Origin of the sequence: Streptomyces tendae, assembly GCF_014650435.1 — a bacterium.
Lineage (GTDB): Bacteria > Actinomycetota > Actinomycetes > Streptomycetales > Streptomycetaceae > Streptomyces > Streptomyces tendae.
This window is the reverse complement of sequence record NZ_BMUY01000004.1, coordinates 338342-356107: the sequence shown is the minus strand read 5'-3', so window position 1 is coordinate 356107 and position 17766 is coordinate 338342. Positions and strand designations below refer to the sequence as shown.

15 protein-coding genes are annotated in these 17766 nt (G+C 73.3%); 5 read left to right on the top strand and 10 right to left on the bottom strand.

All coding sequences use genetic code 11. The features are described from left to right. Positions 1-63 precede the first annotated feature (63 nt). Both IE258_RS13630 and IE258_RS13625 read left to right on the top strand, forming a co-directional pair. Complete coding sequence (locus tag IE258_RS13630; protein WP_189743194.1) at positions 64-1128, top strand: Acg family FMN-binding oxidoreductase; 1065 nt, start codon at positions 64-66, stop codon at positions 1126-1128. Between the two features lie 133 nt (positions 1129-1261). After that, complete coding sequence (locus IE258_RS13625; protein ID WP_189743605.1) at positions 1262-2416, top strand: MFS transporter; 1155 nt, start codon at positions 1262-1264, stop codon at positions 2414-2416. Positions 2417-2550: 134 nt separating this feature from the next. Here the strand turns inward: IE258_RS13625 and IE258_RS13620 are convergent, their stop codons facing one another. Together IE258_RS13620 and IE258_RS13615 are read right to left on the bottom strand one after the other, a co-directional pair. Continuing rightward, on the bottom strand, positions 2551-3780 hold the full coding sequence (locus IE258_RS13620) for a globin domain-containing protein (RefSeq protein WP_189743192.1): 1230 nt from the start codon (positions 3778-3780) through the stop codon (positions 2551-2553). Between the two features lie 234 nt (positions 3781-4014). After that, the gene (locus IE258_RS13615) at positions 4015-4479 is read right to left on the bottom strand and encodes a pyridoxamine 5'-phosphate oxidase family protein (protein WP_189743190.1); all 465 of its coding nucleotides are present in this window, start codon (positions 4477-4479) and stop codon (positions 4015-4017) included. 239 nt (positions 4480-4718) lie between these two features. Here IE258_RS13615 and IE258_RS13610 point away from each other — a divergent pair, with 239 nt between their 5' ends. Both IE258_RS13610 and IE258_RS13605 read left to right on the top strand, forming a co-directional pair. Further along, the gene (locus IE258_RS13610; protein WP_189743188.1) at positions 4719-5411 is read left to right on the top strand and encodes a response regulator; all 693 of its coding nucleotides are present in this window, start codon (positions 4719-4721) and stop codon (positions 5409-5411) included. 94 nt (positions 5412-5505) lie between these two features. After that, complete coding sequence (locus IE258_RS13605; RefSeq protein WP_189743186.1) at positions 5506-7233, top strand: GAF domain-containing sensor histidine kinase; 1728 nt, start codon at positions 5506-5508, stop codon at positions 7231-7233. Between the two features lie 18 nt (positions 7234-7251). Here the strand turns inward: IE258_RS13605 and IE258_RS13600 are convergent, their stop codons facing one another. The 5 genes from IE258_RS13600 to IE258_RS13580 all read right to left on the bottom strand — a co-directional run bounded on the left by IE258_RS13600 (position 7252) and on the right by IE258_RS13580 (position 11806). Further along, entirely contained in the window at positions 7252-7710 is a 459-nt protein-coding gene (locus IE258_RS13600; protein ID WP_189743177.1) for a cyclic nucleotide-binding domain-containing protein, read from the bottom strand. Positions 7711-7940: 230 nt separating this feature from the next. Continuing rightward, entirely contained in the window at positions 7941-9119 is a 1179-nt protein-coding gene (locus tag IE258_RS13595; RefSeq protein ID WP_189743175.1) for a YncE family protein, read from the bottom strand. Further along, the gene (locus IE258_RS13590) at positions 9116-9766 is read right to left on the bottom strand and encodes an ankyrin repeat domain-containing protein (protein WP_189743173.1); all 651 of its coding nucleotides are present in this window, start codon (positions 9764-9766) and stop codon (positions 9116-9118) included. The genes IE258_RS13595 and IE258_RS13590 overlap by 4 nt, the downstream gene beginning before the upstream one ends. Positions 9767-9946: 180 nt before the next feature. After that, the gene (locus IE258_RS13585) at positions 9947-10600 is read right to left on the bottom strand and encodes a maleylpyruvate isomerase N-terminal domain-containing protein (RefSeq protein WP_189743171.1); all 654 of its coding nucleotides are present in this window, start codon (positions 10598-10600) and stop codon (positions 9947-9949) included. A 102-nt stretch (positions 10601-10702) separates the two neighbouring features. Beyond that, on the bottom strand, positions 10703-11806 hold the full coding sequence (locus tag IE258_RS13580; RefSeq protein WP_159323701.1) for an AI-2E family transporter: 1104 nt from the start codon (positions 11804-11806) through the stop codon (positions 10703-10705). On the opposite strand from IE258_RS13580, the gene IE258_RS13575 reads away from it, so the two are divergent. Beyond that, on the top strand, positions 11805-11954 hold the full coding sequence (locus IE258_RS13575; protein ID WP_189743169.1) for a hypothetical protein: 150 nt from the start codon (positions 11805-11807) through the stop codon (positions 11952-11954). The two genes, IE258_RS13580 and IE258_RS13575, sit on opposite strands and share 2 nt — an antisense overlap. A 12-nt stretch (positions 11955-11966) precedes the next feature. Here the strand turns inward: IE258_RS13575 and glpK are convergent, their stop codons facing one another. The 3 genes from glpK to IE258_RS13560 form a co-directional block, all read right to left on the bottom strand. Then, entirely contained in the window at positions 11967-13490 is a 1524-nt protein-coding gene (gene glpK / locus IE258_RS13570; protein ID WP_159323697.1) for a glycerol kinase GlpK, read from the bottom strand. 270 nt (positions 13491-13760) lie between these two features. Next, positions 13761-14591, bottom strand: a complete 831-nt coding sequence (nadE, locus tag IE258_RS13565) for an NAD(+) synthase (protein ID WP_308434173.1) — start codon at positions 14589-14591, stop codon at positions 13761-13763. A 137-nt stretch (positions 14592-14728) separates the two neighbouring features. Further along, entirely contained in the window at positions 14729-17737 is a 3009-nt protein-coding gene (locus IE258_RS13560) for a 3-keto-alpha-glucoside-1,2-lyase-like domain-containing protein (protein WP_189743166.1), read from the bottom strand. Between the last annotated feature and the right edge of the window lie 29 nt (positions 17738-17766).

Genomic DNA, 17766 nt, shown 5'->3' with positions numbered 1-17766 from the left:
CCCGTGCACGGCGGCGACGCAGGGTGAACGGGAAACGGGCAGAGCTTTCGTGAAGGAGCCGCCATGCAGACCCGGGAAGTCGACGCCACCGCCGTCCAGACCCTGCTCGCCGCGGCCGTGGCGGCACCGTCCGTGCACAACACGCAGCCCTGGCGGTTCGGCCTGGACGCGGACAGCCGGACCATCGAGGTACACGCCGACCACGCACGGTGGCTCCCGGCCGCGGACCCCGGGCGGCGCGCCCAGCACCTGTCCGTGGGCGCCGCCGTCCTCAACCTCCGCCTGGCCGCCGACCACCTGGGCTGGGACCCGGTCGTCGAACTGCTGCCCCCGCTCGGCCACCCGAGCCTGCTCGCGACCGTACGACTGGCCGAGCGTCCGCCGAACGGTGCGCGGCGGTGGCCGGGCGAGCCGCCGCGGCCGGGCGCGCTGTACGAAGCCGTCGAGCGCCGGCACACCAGCCGGATGCCCTTCACCGGCCGCCCGGTGCCCGACCCCGTCGTCGCGGAGATGGTCGCCGCCGCCCGCGCCGAGGGAGCGTACCTGGACGTCCCCGACATCGTCGCGACCCGGCGCCTGCTGCGGCTGACCGCGGCCGCCGAGGCCCGCAACGCCGCCGACGCCGAGCGCGTCGCCGAGACCCGGGCCTGGCTCACCGCGCCGGGTTCGGCCACCCCGTACGGCATCCCCGCGACCGCCCTGGGACCCCGCGACGGCTCGGGGCGCGTGCCGATGCGGGACTTCGCCGCCCCGCTGCCCGCGCTCGGCCGTCCGGCCCCGCGCTTCGAACGCCACGTCCAGGTGGCCCTGTTGTGGACCCCGCACGACCGGCGCCGGGACTGGCTGCGCGCCGGGCAGGCCCTGCAACGCGTGCTGCTCACCGCCACCGCGCACGGGGTGCGCACCTCGATGCTCCACCAGGCGATGGAATGGCCCGACCTGAGGGCGGCGATGAGCGGCACCCGGCAGCGCCACCACCCGCACCTGCTGATCCGCTTCGGCTACGGACCGGAGGGCGGCCGCACCCCGCGCGCCGCCGGGACCCCCGGCCCTCCCGCCGGGGGTCCTCCGACCGTCGGCCGGGACCCCCGGCCCATGCCGCCGCACCGCCGTACGCCGCGAGAGTGATCAAGGACGAACTCCGCGACGGATGACGGAAACGAGGACGGACGGCATGGTCCAGCAGGTGAGCGAAGAGCGGGACACGGCACCACCGGAACGCACGGACGGGCCACAGCCCGCTCCCCGACGGGCCTGGCCGATGCTGGGCCTGGCCACGGCCGGGTTCGCGGTCAACTTCTGGGCCTGGGCGCTGCTCAGCCCGCTCGGCCCCCGCTTCAAGGAGAGCCTCGGGCTGACCTCGTTCGAGCAGTCGCTGCTGGTGGCGGTGCCCGTCGTGGTCGGTTCCCTCGGCCGGATCCCGGTCGGCGCCCTCACGGACCGGTACGGCGGGCGCGTCATGTTCCCGCTCGTGTCGGCGGCCACCATCGTGCCGGTGCTCTACGTGGGTCTGGCCGGGCACTCGTCCTTGGCCGCACTGCTGGCCGGCGGCTTCCTCCTCGGGATCGGCGGCACCTCCTTCGCCGTCGGCGTGCCCTTCGTCAACGCCTGGTTCCCGCCCGAGCGGCGCGGCCTCGCCATCGGCGTCTTCGGCATGGGCATGGGCGGCACCGCGATCAGCGCCCTGTCGACGGTGCGGCTCGTGGACGCCTACGGCACGGCCGCCCCGTTCCTGATCACCGCCGCGGTGCTGGCGGTGTACGCGGTGGCGGCTGCGCTGCTGCTGAGGGACGAACCCGGACGCGCCGTCCCCACCGAGCCGCTCGCCCGGCGGCTGGCCTCGACCCTGCGCCTGGGCACCACGTGGCAGGCGTCCGCGCTGTACGCGGTGGCCTTCGGCGGCTACGTCGCCTTCTCGGTCTACCTCCCCACCTACCTGAAGACCGGTTACGGGCTCACCCAGGCCGACGCGGCGAACCGCATGGCCGGGTTCGTGCTGCTCGCCGTGGCGATGCGCCCGGTCGGCGGCTGGCTCTCCGACCGGATCGGACCGGTACGGGTGGTGAGCGGCACGCTGGTGGTGGTGCTGGCCGCGGCGCTGGTCCAGTCCTCGACGCCCGCGCTGACGCCGGTCGGCACCGCCGCCTTCCTGGCCCTGGCGGCCGCGCTCGGCGCGGGCAGCGGCGCGGTGTTCGCCCTGGTGGCCCTGCTGGCACCGGCGAACAGGCTCGGGTCGGTCACCGGCGTGGTGGGTGCCGCCGGAGGCCTCGGCGGCTTCGTGCCGCCCCTGGTGATGGGTTCCCTCTACGGCACCTACGGCTCGTACGCGCTCGGCCTGCTCCTCCTCGGGGCCGTCGCCGCCGCGGCACTGACCTACACCGGCACCCGGCTGCGCCGCACGGCTGGCGGTCGCTGACCCCGATCGCCGAACTCGCCCCCGAACACGACGTGGTGGTGTCCCCGATCAGCAGGGTGCGCACGGCCCGTGGCGCGGGCGGGCAGCGCCCTGCCCCCTCCGGCCGCGTGACCGGAGGGGGCAGGGCGCCGTCGTCAGACCCGCGGCTGCGCCGGGTCCGCGGCGTCCGCCAGCCACAGGTCGGGGCCGAACACCTCGTAGCGGATGCGGCGGGCCGGGACACCGGCGGCGAGCAACCGGGTGCGCACCCCGCGCATGAACGGCAGCGAACCGCACATGAACACCGAAGCCCCGTCGGGCAGTTCGAGACCGGACAGGTCCATCAGGCCCTCGCGAGCCTCGGGCTCCTCCGGGCCGGGACGCTCGTACCAGAACACGGCACGGGCGTCCGGCAGCCGCTCGACCAGCTCCCGCGTCTCGGCGCGCAGGGCGTGCTCGGCGGGGGACCGGTCGGCGTGCAGGACCAGCACTCGGCGGGTGGCCCCCAGTGCGGCGAGGTGCGACAGCATCCCGGTGAGGAGCGTGCAGCCGATGCCCGCCGAGACCAGCACGACGGGAGCCCGGTCATCGGCGTCGTCGAGGACGATGTCGCCGGACGGCGTCGACAGGGTCAGCTCGTCGCCGCGGCACACGTCGCCGAACAGCAGGTTGGAGACCTCGCCGTCCGGTGCCCCGTCCGTGCCGGCGACCCGTTTGACGGTGATCCGGCGCAGCTCGCCGCCGGGCTCCGCGGACAGGCTGTACTGGCGCAACTGCCGTACCCCGTCGGGCATCAGCACCCGCACACTGACGTACTGGCCCGCCCGGGCGCGCGGCGCGGGCCTCCCGTCGGACGGGCGGATCACGAAGGACACCACGTCCGCCGTCTCCGTGCGGCGCTCCACCACCGTCCACCGGCGCCAGACCTGACCGGGCCGCAGCCCCGCCGCGTGGTACAGACGCGCCTCCATGGCGATCAGCGCACCGGCCATCAGCCAGTACACCTCGTCCCAGGCCGCCGCCACCTCCGCGGTGACCGCGTCGCCCAGGACGTCGGCTATCGCCGCGAACAGGTACTTGTGCACGATCGTGTACTGGTCGTCGGTGATGCCGACGGAGACGTGCTTGTGCGCGATGCGCTCCAGCAGGGCGTCCGGACGGGTGTCCGGGTGGTCGAGCAGCGCGCCCGCGAACGCGGCGATCGAACCGGCCAGCGCCCTGCGCTGGGTGCCGCTGGCCTGGTTGCCCCGGTTGAACAGCCCGTCGAGCAGTTCCGGCCGGTCGTGGAACATCGTGGCGTAGAAGCGCGAGGCGATCTCGTCGAGCGCTCCGGTCACGGCGGGCAGCGTGGCCCGGACCACGGACGCGGACTCTGCGGACAGCATGGAACCTCCCGTAAGGGGATGGGGGAGTCGATGACCGCGGCACTGGATGCGGCGGCGACTTCCTGTGTACCAGCGGGCGGCCCGCGTTCTCGCCCCGTTGCGCCCCGGGCGGCGTACGCGGGACCAACGGACGCCGGAACAGGGCCGTTGGTCCCCATGGGGCCCCTCGAGCCGGGGCTCAAGGTCCCTGGGACGGGCCTCCGTACGGCCCTGCCTCCGCGCCGTCGGACGGTGTCACACCGTCGGCGAGGGCCGCGCCTCGATGAGCCGGACGCCGGTGATCAGGTCGGGGACGATCCGGATCGCGTAGTCCATCGACCGGTCGACCCAGGGACGCAGCAGGGCCTGATAGCGGGTCAGTTGCCCGGGGTCGGTGACCGGTTGCGCGTAGCCGGTCACCACCACGCTCCAGCCCAGGTGCGTGTCCGGGTCGATGGAGTCGGCCTCGTAGGCGACCACGACCCCCGGATCACCGGCCTTGGGGGTGCGGGAGGTCAGGGCCGCCCCCTCGTGGGTGCGGATCACGATGTCGCCGTCGTCCAGGACGTGGTTGACCGGCCGGATCGTCGGCAGCGCCTGCCGCGTGAAGACGACCCGCCCCAGGGACACGCTGCCCAGCAGCGCGAGGGCCTCCTCGGGGCCCAGCTCGATGCTGCGCCGCGGCGCCACCGGGGCCGAGGGGACGTGCTCGCAGGTCATGGCATGCTTTCGGGTCGGTCAGAGGTACGGTCGCTTCATTGGAGCGCCGTACGTGAGCCGTGCGCTAGGGCCGTTCGGCCCCCGGAACGGCTCCGCCCGGCCCGGCGCGACCCCGCGCGCGAGACGGGGCCGACCGGCCCTGGTCCTTCGGCCCCGGGCGCTGGAGGATCTCCGCAACAGGAGCCGCCGTCCCCACCAGGGAGCGGCTCGCCACGAGAACGCAGACGAGGAGCATGTCGATGGCGGACACCGAGCGGCCCGGCCCCGCGGACCCGATCCGGGTCTTCCTGCTGGACGACCACGAGGTCGTGCGGCGCGGAGTGCGCGACCTGCTCGACGACGAGCCGGACATCACCGTCGCGGGGGAGGCGGGCACGGTGGAGCAGGCCCTCGTCCGGGTCCCCGCGCTCCGCCCCCACGTGGCGGTGCTCGACGTGCGGCTGCCCGACGGCGACGGGGTGAGCGTGTGCCGGGAGCTGCGCTCCCGCATGCCCGAGCTGGCCTGCCTGATGCTGACCTCCTTCGACGACGAGGAGGCCCTGCTGGACTCGATCATGGCGGGCGCGGCCGGGTACGTGCTCAAGCAGATCCAGGGCTCCGACCTCGTCACCGCCGTGCGCACCGTCGCCGCGGGCCAGTCCCTGCTCGACCCCAGCGCGGCGACCAGGCTGATGGCGCGGCTGCGCGGCGAACCGGCCAAGGAGGAGGAGCCGGACGCCCTGCCGGGCCTGACCGACCGCGAACGGGAGATCCTCGCCCTGATCGGCGAGGGCCTGACCAACCGCCAGATCGGACAGCGCCTGTACCTGGCCGAGAAGACGGTGAAGAACCACATCTCGCGGCTGCTGGCCAAGCTGGGCGTCGAGCGCCGCATCCAGGCCGCGGTGATCGCCACCCAGGCGCAGGACCGGCTCCGCCGGGAAGGACACTGACCCGGAACGGACGGCACCGGCCGGGGCCCGTTACCGTGGAACGAGACCGGGGCGGCCGGCTGCCGGCGCGTCGGAAGGACCTGGAGGATCACCCGTGGACAGCCCTGACCAGGCGGAAGCCCGGGTCCGCCTGCCACAGCTGCGGCTGGACGAGCTGCTGGAGGAACTCCAGGCCCGGCTCGACGCCGCCAGGGGCACGCGCGACCGGGTGCACAGCCTGCTCGAAGCGGTGCTCTCGGTGGGCCGCGAACTGGATCTCGAACACGTCCTGCACAGCATCGTCGAGGCCGCGGCCGCCCTCGTCGACGCGCGCTACGCCGCCCTCGGCGTGATCGGCCCCGACGGCAAGCGGCTCTCGGCCTTCCACACGGTCGGCGTGAGCGAGGAGCAGATCGCCAGGATCGGCCCCTACCCGGAGGGCCACGGCATCCTCGGCGAGCTGATCCGCCATCCCGAGCCCCTGCGGCTGCCCGACCTCTCCGAGCACACTGCCTCGTACGGCTTCCCGGCGCACCACCCGCCGATGCGCACCTTCCTCGGTGTCCCCATCCGGGTCCGCGACCAGGTCTTCGGCAACCTGTACCTGACCGAGAAGCGGGGCGGGGCGCAGTTCGACGAGGAGGACGAGTCGGTCCTGTCGACGCTGGCCGTGGCCGCGGGCGTCGCCATCGACAACGCGCGCCTGTACGAGCAGTCGCGGCTGCGGGAGCGCTGGCTGCAGGCGAACGCGGAGATCACCCACAGCCTGATGTCCGGCAGCGAGCGCGGCGCGGCACTCGGCCTGATCGCGGAGCGGGCCAGGGAGATCACCGGCGCGGCCCTCGCCGTGCTCACCATGCCCATGCCGGACACGGACTCCCTGGTGGTGGAGCTGGCCACCGGACAGGGCGCCGAGGACCACCGCGGTCTGGTGCTGCCCATCGACGACAGCCTCACCGGCCTGGCCTTCGCCACCGCCGAGCCCGTTCGCAGCCCTGACATCACCCGGGACGCACGGGTGTCCGCCGCGGCCCCCCGGTTCACCGGCCTCGGACCAGCGGTGGCCGTTCCCTTCGGCGCCGCGGACGAGGGCGTGCGGGGCGTGGTGCTGCTGGTGCGGCAGGCGGGCAAGGCGGTGTTCTCCGCGAAGGAGACCGAGCCGCTGCAGGGGTTCGCCGCGCAGGCCGCGCTCGCGATGGAGCTGGCGGAGCGGCGCCGGGACGCCGAGCAGATCGCCGTGCTCCAGGACCGGGACCGGATCGCCCGGGACCTGCACGACCTGGCGATCCAGCGGTTGTTCGCCACCGGGATGACGCTCCAGAGCGCCGGCCGCCTGATCGACAACGGCTCCGCCTCGGAGCGGGTGCTGCGGGCGGTGGACGACCTGGACGAGACCATCAAGATCATCAGGTCGACGATCTTCGGCCTCCGGTCGCGCGGCACCGCCGCCGGTGCCGGGCTGCGGGGCCGTACGGTGCGGGTCGTCGGCGAGGCGGCCCCGGTCCTGGGCTTCGCCCCCAGCCTCCGGATGGAGGGCCTGCTGGACACGGAGGTGCCCGGCCGGATCGCCGAGCACGTGGTCGCGGTGCTGTCCGAGGCCCTGACCAACGTGGCCCGGCACGCGCGGGCCGACCGGGTCGCCGTCGCCCTGGAGACCGACGGCCGCGAGGTGCGGCTGAGCGTCACGGACAACGGCGTGGGCATCCCGTCCGGCGGGCGCCGCAGCGGGCTGCGCAACCTGGCCGAACGCGCCGCTCAGCTGGGCGGCGAGCTGCGGCTCACCGAACCCGCCGACGGCGGCACCGTGCTGGAGTGGCGGGCACCGGTGCCGGAGCAGGGCTGAACGCCGGGGCCCGCCGGGTCAGAGCAGCCCGCCGCTGCCGTACGGCGCGTACAGGTCGAGCAGCCGGATCCGGGCGGCGTGCAGCCGGTGGGCGACCACTTTGCCGACCCAGACGGCGACCGTACGGCCGAACTCGGGATCGCGGGCGCACAACTCCCGCACGACGTCCGCGTCGAACTCCCAGGCGCGCACCGGAGTCGTGGCCTCGCCGCCCAGTTGCCACAGGTGCGGCGGGAAGTGCCAGGACCAGCCGACGAGTTCCCCGTGCCCCAGCGTCTCGATGACCGGGGAGCGGCGGCCGGGGACACGCAGGTCGAGGCTGACCGTCCCGGTCCGGACGATCCAGAACCGGTCGGCACGCCGGCCTTCCTCGAAGAGGCGGGTGCCCTCCGTGACGGAGACCTCCCGCGCGACACGCATGAGGCGCTCGCGGTGGTCGCCGTGGAGGGCCGCGGACAGGGTGGTCGCAGAGGTCATCGCTCCGGCTCCTTTCGTGCGGTCACCGCGGACGGACGGCGGGGGAGCCGCTCGGCGGGACGGGTCGGCCCGACGGTCCGGGACCGCCTCTCGTCCGGCCGCCTCTCGCCGTTCCCTTCGGGTGCACGCCGGGGGCTGTCGATCCGAGCGTCCCTCCGGCCGGCCCGGAACACCAGGGGCCGCTCGGCCCCGGCATGGGCCGTTCGGCCCTGGTTGCCCCGCGCGGGCACTCAGCCCGCGCCGGTCCCCCGCTCGCCGTCGAGGACCGCGACGGCCAGGGGCCGCTCGCCCACCGGGAGCCGGCTCACCCGGCCGGTCGCGACGTCGACGACGCTCAGGCCGTTCCAGTAGCCGTCGCGGGTGAAGCCGCCCGAGACGTAGGCCGTGCGGCCGTCCGCCGAGAGGGCCACGGTCTCGTGCGGGCCGTCCAGCGGGACGACCCGTTCGTCGCCGTCGGGCGAGCGCACGGTCAGGGACGGACCGTCGTCCTCGGACGGGTCGATCGGGCCGGTGCCCACCACGTAGAGCGTGCCGTCGGCGCCCGCCGTGACGCCGTGCTGGTGGGTGTTGGCGGTCATGTCCTCGATCCGGACCCGCCCGGTGCCGGGGTCGACCACCGCCAGGCGCTCGCCCTCGAAGGGCAGCAGCAGGGCCCCGTCTGAGGGGCGTACGGCGGTGTGGTGCGGCTTGAGCCAGGACCCGAGGCCGCCCTTGGTGCCGTACGGGGCGACCTCGATGCGGCGCGCCGTCCAGTCGCGGGTGTCGACGACGCTCACGTCGAACGAGTCGTGGTTGGTCGCGTAGACCTGCCGGCCGTCGCGCGAGACGTCGACGTCGAAGGGACGGCGACCGACCGGGATCACCCGGGTCACCTCCCGCCGTACGGTGTCGACGACCTCCAGGGTGCCCTTGCCGCCGGGGACGTTGACCCCGACGTAGGCACGGCTGCCGTCGGGGGACAGGGCGATGCCCATGCCGCCGCCCCGGTACTCGCCGGTCGTCACCGGGCCCGTGTCCGTCCGGTAGCGGATGAGGGCGGTGCGCTCGCGCGTACGGGTGTCCACGGCGGCCACGCCCTCGGCGGTCGCCACCCACGCCGTGCCGTCCTCGCCCAGCGCGATCCCGTACGGCGCCGTCCCGACCCGTACCGAGCCCAGGTCGGCCGCCGCGCCCCGCCCGGCGGGGTCGACGAAGGTGACGGTGTCGGAGCCGAAGTCCGTGACCAGCAGCGTGTCTCGGGGTGTGCGTGCCGAGGTGCCGCCGGAGTCGGGTGTGCGCTGGGCCGTGGTGCCGGGCGGGGCGGACACCGGGGACGCGGCCCCGTCGTCGCCGCCCGACGCGCATCCGCCGAGCGTCGCCGTGACGGCGGCCAGTGCGGCGAGGCGGCCCGCGAGGGAACGCCGGTTCACCGCCCGCCACCCTCCGTGCGAGGGCCGTCGCCCTGCGACTCGGCCCGCCGCAGCAGGTCCGCGATGGCCTCGAAGCCCCTGCGTTCGGCGTGGGCACGGGCCGTGACACCGTCGCCGTCCGGCAGCGAGGGGTCGGCGCCCGCGGCGAGCAGGGCCGCCACGACGTCCTGGTGAGCGCGGTCGCCGTCGCCGAGGACGACCGCTTCGAGGAGCGCCGTCCAGCCGAGCCGGTTGACGTGGTCGACGTCGATGTCCGTCTCGGCGAGCACGGCGCGTACGTAGGCCACGTGCCCGCGTTCGCTCGCCGGGATGACCGAGACGCCGCCGAAGCGGTTGGTCAGCGTGACGTCCGGGCCGCCGGGCAGCAGCGCCCGCATCATCGCGACGCTGCCCGTGACCCCGGTGACCAGCCACGCGCTGTCGTCCCGCGCGTCCTGCGCGTTGACGTCCGCGCCGGCCGCGACCAGGACCTCGGCCACCGCGACCCGGTCGGCCAGGGCCGCCAGGAGCAGCGGCGTGCGGCCCTGTTCGTCGCGCGGTTCCAGGTCGGCGCCCGCCCGCAGCGCGGCCCGGGCGGCATCGGCGTCGCCGCGGCGAACGGCGTCCGACAGGGCGAGGTCGGCGGGGGTGGGCGGCTTGGCGGTCATGGTGGGACGCTCCACGGTGTCGGGGACGTGTTCCTCCAGCCTGGACCCGCGGGGCGTCGGCAGGCGTCCACGCACCGGCTCGTCCCTGCCCGCCGGACGGACGACGACCTCGTCGTCCGATCGGACGACCCGCCGGACTGCTCCCGGGCCCCTTCGGCGGCTGGGGCCCGGACATGCGGGTCAGCCGACCGGAAAGGGGAGCCGCGCCGCCAACTCGCCCAGCGCGGCCGTCTCCGCCGCGGTCGGCGTCCGTCGTCCGGTGCCGATCAGCAGCGCGTCCCGGTCGGTGAACGCGGTGGGGAACGCCGTACCGACGACCCCTTCCAGCAGCTCCCGCGAGCGCCTGAGCCCCGCCGCGGGCGGTGGCGCCGCCTCCGGGAGGTGTGCGATCAGGTCGAGGTGGTGCAGGGACCACTCCAGTACGTACGCGGAGAGGTAGTCGCCCGCCGTGAGCACCTGGCCCTGTGTGCCGACCCGGCCCGCGGGGTCCGCGAGTACTGCGGCACGCCCGGCGGCGGAACCGACGTCGTCCAGGTGGAACTTGAGCAGCCCCGGCTGCTCGTAGGCGGCGGCCAGGCGGACGATCAGCGCGTCGAGCGGGTCGTCCCCGGTCGGGGGCTCGACGACCTGCCAGTAGGTCACCGCGTCCCGGGTCGGCTCCTCGGCGGTCGGGGTGGCCAGGGTGATCAGGACGTCCTGGGCGTCGACGACCAGGTGGCACACCAGGTCCCGGACGAGCCAGCCGGTGCACCCGGACGGCCGGGCGAAGTCCTCGTCGGAGAGGTCGGCGACCGCGGCGAGCAGGGCCGACCAGGAGCGGGAGAAGAGATCCACGCCCGTCAGCCAACACCACCGCCCGCCCGGTCGCGACCCAATTCGCGCGAGGAGCCCGTCATTGACACGAGGGGGCGACACGAGGGGGCCCGTCGGTCGGGCTCAGCCGTCGGCGGTCGCGGCCGCCTCGGGCGGGTCGGTCAACTGGTCGGTCAACTGCTCGCGCACGTAGTTCCACACCACCGCGATCAGCGCGGCGAGGGGTACGGCGAGCAGGCTGCCCACGATCCCGGACAGGCTGCCGCCCAGCGTCACCGCCAGGAGGATCACCGCCGCGTGCAGACCGAGGCCCCGGCTCTGGAGGATGGGCTGGAAGACGTTGCCCTCCAACTGCTGCACCACCACGATGATCGCGAGCACGATGAGCGCGTCCGTCAGGCCGTTCGACACCAGGGCGATCAATACGGCCACGAAGCCCGCGAACAGCGCGCCCACGATGGGTACGAACGCGGACACGAAGGTCAGGACCGCCAGCGGCAGCACCAGCGGTACGTCCAGGATCCACAGGCCGAGGCCGATGAACACGGCGTCGAGCAGCCCCACCAGGGCCTGCGACCGGACGAAGGAGCCCAGGGTCTCCCAGCCCCGCAGGGCGACGACCGGGACGTCGGTGGCCAGCCGGCCGGGCAACTGGCGGGCCAGCCAGGGCAGGAACCGGGGGCCGTCCTTGAGGAAGAAGAACATCAGGAACACGCCCAGGACCGCGGTGATCAGGCCGTTGACCACCGCGCCCACCCCCGTCGCCACCGCGGTGGTGATGCTGCCGACGCTGTCCTGGATGCGTGCCACCGCCGAATCCATCGCACCGGTGATCTCGTCGTCACCGATGTTCAGCGGCGGCCCTGCGGCCCACTCGCGCAGCCGCTGGATGCCCTCGACCACGCCGTCGGTCAACTCGTCGGTCTGGGAGGACATCGGCACGGCGATCAGTGCCACGATGCCCAGGACGACCAGCAGGAAGGCCACCGTCACCACCGCGGCGGCCAGCGCCGGACGCCACCCGTGCCGCCGCAGGAAGCGGGCCGGGGGCCACGTCAACGTGGTCAGCAGCAGGCCGACGAGCAGCGGCCACACCACCGACCACATACGGCCGAGGACCCACAGGGTCACTGCGAGCATGACAAGTATCAGCAGCAGCTCGCCCGAGACGCGCGCGCTGGTGCGCAGCGCGGCCCGGGTCCTCGCGGCGCTCAATCCGGCAGACATGGGGATCACCCTAAGGTGCGCCCGCATCTTCCCCGCGGGCGAGGGTGAACTGCCCGTCGCAGTGGCCCGGTTCGAGGCGGACCAGGTGCTGGAGGACCAGCTCCGGATCGACCGCCCTGCGTACGCCGCCGGGACCGTCGGCCGATGATCCGCCCCGGTGTCAGCTCTCCGGGACCTTGACCCAGTCGAGGGTGCGCTCCACCGCCATCTTCCAGCCCGCGTACCCCTGCGCGCGCCGCTCCTCGGACCACTGGGGCTCCCAGCGCCTGGACTCGCTCCAGTGGGTGCGCAGTTCGTCGGTGTCCCGCCAGAATCCCGTGGCCAGCCCCGCCGCGTACGCCGCGCCGAGGGCGGTGGTCTCCGCGACGACGGGACGGCTGACGGGGACGCCGAGGACGTCCGCCTGGATCTGCATGCACAGGTCGTTGGCGGTCACCCCGCCGTCGACCCTGAGCACGTCCAGGTGGACCGAGGAGTCCTGCTCCATGGCCACGACGACGTCGCGGCTCTGGTAGCAGATCGCCTCCAGCGTCGCCCGGGCCAGGTGCGCGTTGTCGTTGTACCGGGCGAGGCCGACGATGGCGCCCCGCGCGTCGGAGCGCCAGTACGGGGCGAACAGGCCGGAGAAGGCGGGGACGAAGTACATCCCGCCGTTGTCCTCGACGGTGCGGGCGAGTTCCTCGCTCTCCGCCGCGGTCTTGATGATCTTCATCTGGTCGCGCAGCCACTGCACCGCGGACCCGGTCACCGCGATGGATCCCTCCAGCGCGTAGACCGGCGGGTTGTCGCCGAACTGGTAGGCCACGGTGGTCAGGAGGCCGTGCTGGGAGCGGACCAGTTCCGTGCCGGTGTTGAGGACCAGGAAGTTGCCGGTGCCGTAGGTGTTCTTGGCCTCGCCGGGCGAGAAGCAGACCTGCCCGACGGTCGCCGCGTGCTGGTCGCCCAGCACCCCCGTGATGGGCACGGCGGCGCGCAGCGGCCGGGAGGTCCGGGTCGTGCCGAACGCCTCGGGGTGCGAGGAGGGGTTGATCGTGGGCAGCATGCCGCGGGGGATGCCGAAGAAGCCCAGCAGCTCGTCGTCCCAGTCGAGCGTCTCCAGGTTCATCAGCATGGTGCGGCTCGCGTTGGTTACGTCGGTGGCGTGGATGCCGCCGTCGGGGCCGCCGGTCAGGTTCCACAGGACCCAGGCGTCGGTGTTGCCGAACACCGCGTGTCCCTGCTCCGCGGCCTCGCGGACGCCGTCGACGTTCTCCAGGATCCACTGGATCTTCCCGCCGGAGAAGTACGTCGCGGGCGGCAGCCCGGCCTTGCGGCGGATGACGTCGCCCCGGCCCGACCGCTCCAGGTTCGCCGCGATGGCGTCGGTGCGGGTGTCCTGCCACACGATGGCGTTGTAGTAGGGACGGCCGGTGCGCGGGTCCCAGACCACCGTGGTCTCCCGCTGGTTGGTGATGCCGATGGCCGCCAGGTCCGTCCCCGACAGACCGCCGTTGCGCAGCGCGTTCTGCATCACCGAGTTGGTGCGCTCCCAGATCTCCACCGGGTCGTGCTCGACCCACCCGGAGCGCGGGAGGATCTGCTCGTGCTCCAGCTGGTGCTTCGCGACCTCGTTGCCACCGTGGTCGAAGATCATGAACCGGGTGCTGGTGGTTCCCTGGTCCACCGCGCCGATGAAGTCCGCCATGGAAGCTCACATTCCGCCGGCGTGACCGGCCGTCGACTGTTCGAGCACCCCCCTCGGACAGATTAAGGTCACTCCCGGCCAACCGCACATAAAGGACGTCCGGCTCTGCCGCGCTCCCGCCACCGTCCTTGCCGCTCCAGGAAGCGCGCGCAGGGCGGGAGTGCGCGGAATCAGCTGGACCACCCGCAGTGCTCTGTCGGAGTGATCCGTGCGGGTCGCGAGGGGGCGCTCGCCGTCCGGCGACCGACCGAGACCGAGCGACGGAGCAGGTCAGGGCGCGATCGGCAGCCGGCGCTTGTGGTCGGTCTGCCGGTAGCGGGTGACGATCGTCTCGAAGGCATGCTCCTTCACCGGCTTCCCCTCCAGGAAGTCGTCGATCTCCTCGTAGGTGACCCCGAGGGCGTCCTCGTCGGCCTTGCCGGGGTCGAGGGTCTCCAGGTCGGCCGTCGGGACCTTGCGGACCAGCTCGGCGGGCGCGCCCAGGGCGTCCGCGACGGCGCGCACCCGGCGCTTGGTGAGGCCCGTCAGCGGTACGACGTCGGCGGCGCCGTCGCCGAACTTGGTGAAGAAGCCGGAGACCGCCTCGGCCGCGTGGTCGGTGCCGACGACCAGGCCGCCGTGCGCCCCGGCCACCGCGTACTGCGCGATCATGCGCTGCCGTGCCTTGATGTTGCCGTGCACGAAGTCCTGGTGGTGGGGGTCCCGGAAGGCCACGTCGGCGGCGAGCAGGGCGTCGAGCGCCGCGTCGCTCGCGGGCTTGATGTCCACGGTCAGTACGTGGTCGGCCCGGATGAAGGAGAGGGCGAGCTGGGCGTCGTGCTCGTCGGCCTGGACGCCGTGCGGCAGCCGCATGGCGTAGAAACGGGCCTCGTGCCCCGCGGCGCGGGCCCGCTCCACGGCGAGCTGGCACAGCCTGCCCGCGGTGGTCGAGTCGACGCCGCCGCTGATCCCGAGCACGAGGGCGCGCAGACCGGTGGAGGTCAGCCGCTCGGCGAGGAAGGCCACCCGGCGCTCGATCTCCCGCTCGGCGTCGAAGGTCTCCGCGACCTCCAGTTCCCGGGCGATCTCCTTCTGCAGGGCGATGGACGCCGGCTCGCTCAATTCCGCTCCTTGTTCGACGGGCAGGGTGTTCCTCGATTCACCCTACCCAGAGGCGGCCGGAGCACCGGTCCGCCCACCGGATCCGTGGAGCGGGAGGTGCGGGGCGGCCGTCAGGGACCGCCCCGCACGCCTGGGGGTCAGTCCAGCGGTTCGACCCGGATGTTGCGGAAGCGGACCTTGTTCCCGTGGTCCTGCAGCCGGATCGCCCCGGCGGCCTCAGTCTCGGCCCGGCCCGCCGCGGTGGGTCCGTCGAGCGCGACGTCGTCGTGGACCGTCTGGCCGTTCCACACCACCGTCACCCGCGCGTCGGCGGTCTTGGCGCCGTTCTCGTCGAAGCGGGCGGCTCGGAAGACGATGTCGTACGTCTGCCAGGTCTCCGGGGCCGTCGCCGCGTTGGTGTCGGGTGCCTTCTTCAGATAGATCGCCCCGGCCTCGTTGGTGTCCAGGGTGGTGTCGCCGTAGGAGTCGAGGATCTGCAGCTCGTAGCGGTCCTGGAGGTAGATGCCGCTGTTGCCGCGGTCCTGGCCGGTCACGTCGTCCGGCAGCAGCGGCACCCGGAACTCCACGTGCAGCTTGAAGTCCTGGTAGGCGTCCTTGGTGCGGATGTCGCCGCAGCACACCTCCATCGACCGCTCCTCGGCCAGCGGCCAGGCCACCTTCCGTCCGTCCGTGTGCTGCCACTGCTCCTGCGAGGCGGCGGTGCCGTCGAACAGGGCGACCCGCGCGCCGTGCGGGCGCACGGTGATCAGGTCGAGGTTGACGTGGCCGGTGTCGCCGGGGTCGTAGCGGTAGGAGACCGTGTTGTGGCCGGCCCGCAGCCGCACGCTCTCGGTGCGGGTGGACCAGGTGTCCCAGTCCCCGGTGGACGGGAGCTGTGTCTGGCGCACCTTCTTCCCGCCCGCGTACAGGGAGAGCGACTTGGTGCCCTCGAAGGGGTTCGGGCCGTTGGAGTAGCGCAGGCCCACGTCGTAGGTGCCGGTCTTCGGAACGGTCACGTCGAACGTCGTGGTGACGTCGCCCTCGGTGGCGTAGCGGTCGACGAAGCCGCTGCCGGAGTAGCCGACGTGGTCGGTGTTGATGCCCGCCTTCCCCGTCAGCCGGGCCTCCTCGGCCTCGTACAGGGTGGCCGCGGGCGGCTGCTTGCCGGGCATCTCGTTGAGCGTGTACCAGGCCTCGGTGCTCCAGAGCGTCTCACCGGAGGCCGAGGTGAAGGGGCGCGGGGAGCGCACGTGCACGACGCGGTCCGGCTTCAGGCCGTCCAGCCGCAGTCGCACGGTGCGGCCGTCGTCCGAGAGTGTCGCGGACCGCACGGCCAGCTCCTCCTCGGCGATCTTCGGGCCGCCGTAGTCGCCGGTCGGCGTGTAGCGCCACTGCTGGGCCTCGTAGCGGGAGGCCAGCTCCGCGGTCGTCTCCTCGGACACCGGCTGGGTGTACGTCAGGTCGAAGCCGCCGGGCACCGCCCGCATCTTCTGGACGTCGAAGGTGTTGCCCCCGTTGGGCGTCAGCTTCTGCAGGCCGAACTTGAGCTTGCCCTCCTGTCCCCAGTTGCCGTCGGCGCCCAGGCCGCCGGTGTAGATCGCGCCGTCGGGGCCCATGGAGACCCGGTTGACGCCCGCCTCCAGGCCCTGCGTGTAGCGGAAGACGGCACCCTGGTACTGGCCCTTCACCTTCTCCAGGTAGGCGCGCTGGAGACCGCCGTAGGTGACGTCGCCGAGCAGCATCTGGCCCGCGAACGTGCCCTTGGTGAGGTACAGCGGGGTGGACGGCGAGTTGCCGATCTCGTTCTGCGGCAGCCACAGCACCGGCTGGGTGACGGGGGAGTCCTCGAAGGGCCCGGCGGGCTCGGTGTAGTGGTTGAAGAAGCGGTCCTGCTTGATCTGGACGAGCTTCGAGGCGGGCAGCCAGCCGCCCTGGTTGTCGGTGGCGAACAGGCTGCCGCCCGGTCCCCAGCCGATGCCGTTGGGCGTGCGCAGCCCGCCCGCGATCGGGCTGATCTTCCCGGTCTTCTTGCTGATCCTGTACGTCGTCCCGCGGTTGGGCGCGGGCTGCGGGTTGGTGGTCGCGCCGCCGAGGTCGATGGCGACGGAGAGGTTCACGTAGAAGTAGCCGTCCCGGTAGAGCAGGCCGAACGCGAACTCGTGGAAGTTGCCGCCGTAGGGCCAGGTGGCGACCGTGCGGTACTCGTCGGTCACGTCGTCGCCGTCGCTGTCGACCAGCCGGGTCAGCTCGTGCTTCTGCGAGACGTAGAGCGAGCCGTCGACGTACTTGATGCCCATGGGCTCGCGCAGCCCGCTCGCCACCTTCTCGACGGTGACCTTGTCGCGGCTGGTCTCACCGGTGACGTTGTCCAGGAGGTACACCTCCCCGGCAACGTTGTCGGTGCCGCCCCAGGTGCTGATGGCCAGGCGGCCGTCGGGCAGCCAGTCCATGCCGGTGACCTGCGGTTCGAAGCCTTCGGGGCGCAGGTCGGTGAGGTCGAGGTCGGGGCGCACGGAGGTGAGCGGCAGACCGTCGCCCGGGGTGTCGCGCCCGGCCTCGCACTCCTTGCGGCCCGGCGCCGTCACCCGGACGACCCCGGCGTCGGTGCTCAGCGCCTCGGTGGGTACGACGGTGAACCCGCTCTCGCCCGGCGGCATCCAGGACAGCTGCAACTGCTGGCCGCCGCCGCGGTCGAAGTGCTCGATGCGCAACGGATGCGCTCCCGCGGTGAGTTCGACCGTGCCGTCCTTCGGCTCCGCGCCGTGCAGTCCGTCGTGGTCGATCACCGTGGCGCCGTCGAGGGTCAGCCGCGAACCGTCGTCGCTGACGAGCCGGAACACATAGGTGCCGTCACGCGGGGCGATCAGGTAACCGGACGCCTGGGAGACGAAGTTGTCGGCGATGCCGCCGAAGTCGGCGGTGGTGGACCAGTCGACCGTCGGCATCAGCCTGTCGTGGTTGGGGGTCTGGCCCGGCTTGAGGGTGCACAGCTCGTTCAGCGGTGTCTGGACGTCGAACACGCGCAGGGTGACGCCGGGTTCCTGCGGCGGGATGTCGGCCGGCGCCGCCGAGGACGCCGGGGCGGCCCAGGCGCCGCCGAGGGCGACGGCCGACGTCAGCAGAAGTATGAGGTGTCTTCGGGCACGCGAGAACAGCCGTGGGTGCATTGGTCCTCCGGGAGGTGGGGACCGGACCG

What these genes read in the sequence shown, in the direction of transcription:
- IE258_RS13630 (WP_189743194.1), top strand. Translation starts at nt 64, where the DNA reads ATGCAGACCCGGGAAGTCGACGCCACCGCCGTCCAGACCCTGCTCGCC.
- IE258_RS13625 (WP_189743605.1), top strand. Translation starts at nt 1,262, where the DNA reads ATGCTGGGCCTGGCCACGGCCGGGTTCGCGGTCAACTTCTGGGCCTGG.
- IE258_RS13620 (WP_189743192.1), bottom strand. Translation starts at nt 3,780, where the DNA reads ATGCTGTCCGCAGAGTCCGCGTCCGTGGTCCGGGCCACGCTGCCCGCC.
- IE258_RS13615 (WP_189743190.1), bottom strand. Translation starts at nt 4,479, where the DNA reads ATGACCTGCGAGCACGTCCCCTCGGCCCCGGTGGCGCCGCGGCGCAGC.
- IE258_RS13610 (WP_189743188.1), top strand. Translation starts at nt 4,719, where the DNA reads ATGGCGGACACCGAGCGGCCCGGCCCCGCGGACCCGATCCGGGTCTTC.
- IE258_RS13600 (WP_189743177.1), bottom strand. Translation starts at nt 7,710, where the DNA reads ATGACCTCTGCGACCACCCTGTCCGCGGCCCTCCACGGCGACCACCGC.
- IE258_RS13590 (WP_189743173.1), bottom strand. Translation starts at nt 9,766, where the DNA reads ATGACCGCCAAGCCGCCCACCCCCGCCGACCTCGCCCTGTCGGACGCC.
- IE258_RS13575 (WP_189743169.1), top strand. Translation starts at nt 11,805, where the DNA reads ATGGGGATCACCCTAAGGTGCGCCCGCATCTTCCCCGCGGGCGAGGGT.
- IE258_RS13580 (WP_159323701.1), bottom strand. Translation starts at nt 11,806, where the DNA reads ATGTCTGCCGGATTGAGCGCCGCGAGGACCCGGGCCGCGCTGCGCACC.
- glpK (WP_159323697.1), bottom strand. Translation starts at nt 13,490, where the DNA reads ATGGCGGACTTCATCGGCGCGGTGGACCAGGGAACCACCAGCACCCGG.
- IE258_RS13560 (WP_189743166.1), bottom strand. Translation starts at nt 17,737, where the DNA reads ATGCACCCACGGCTGTTCTCGCGTGCCCGAAGACACCTCATACTTCTG.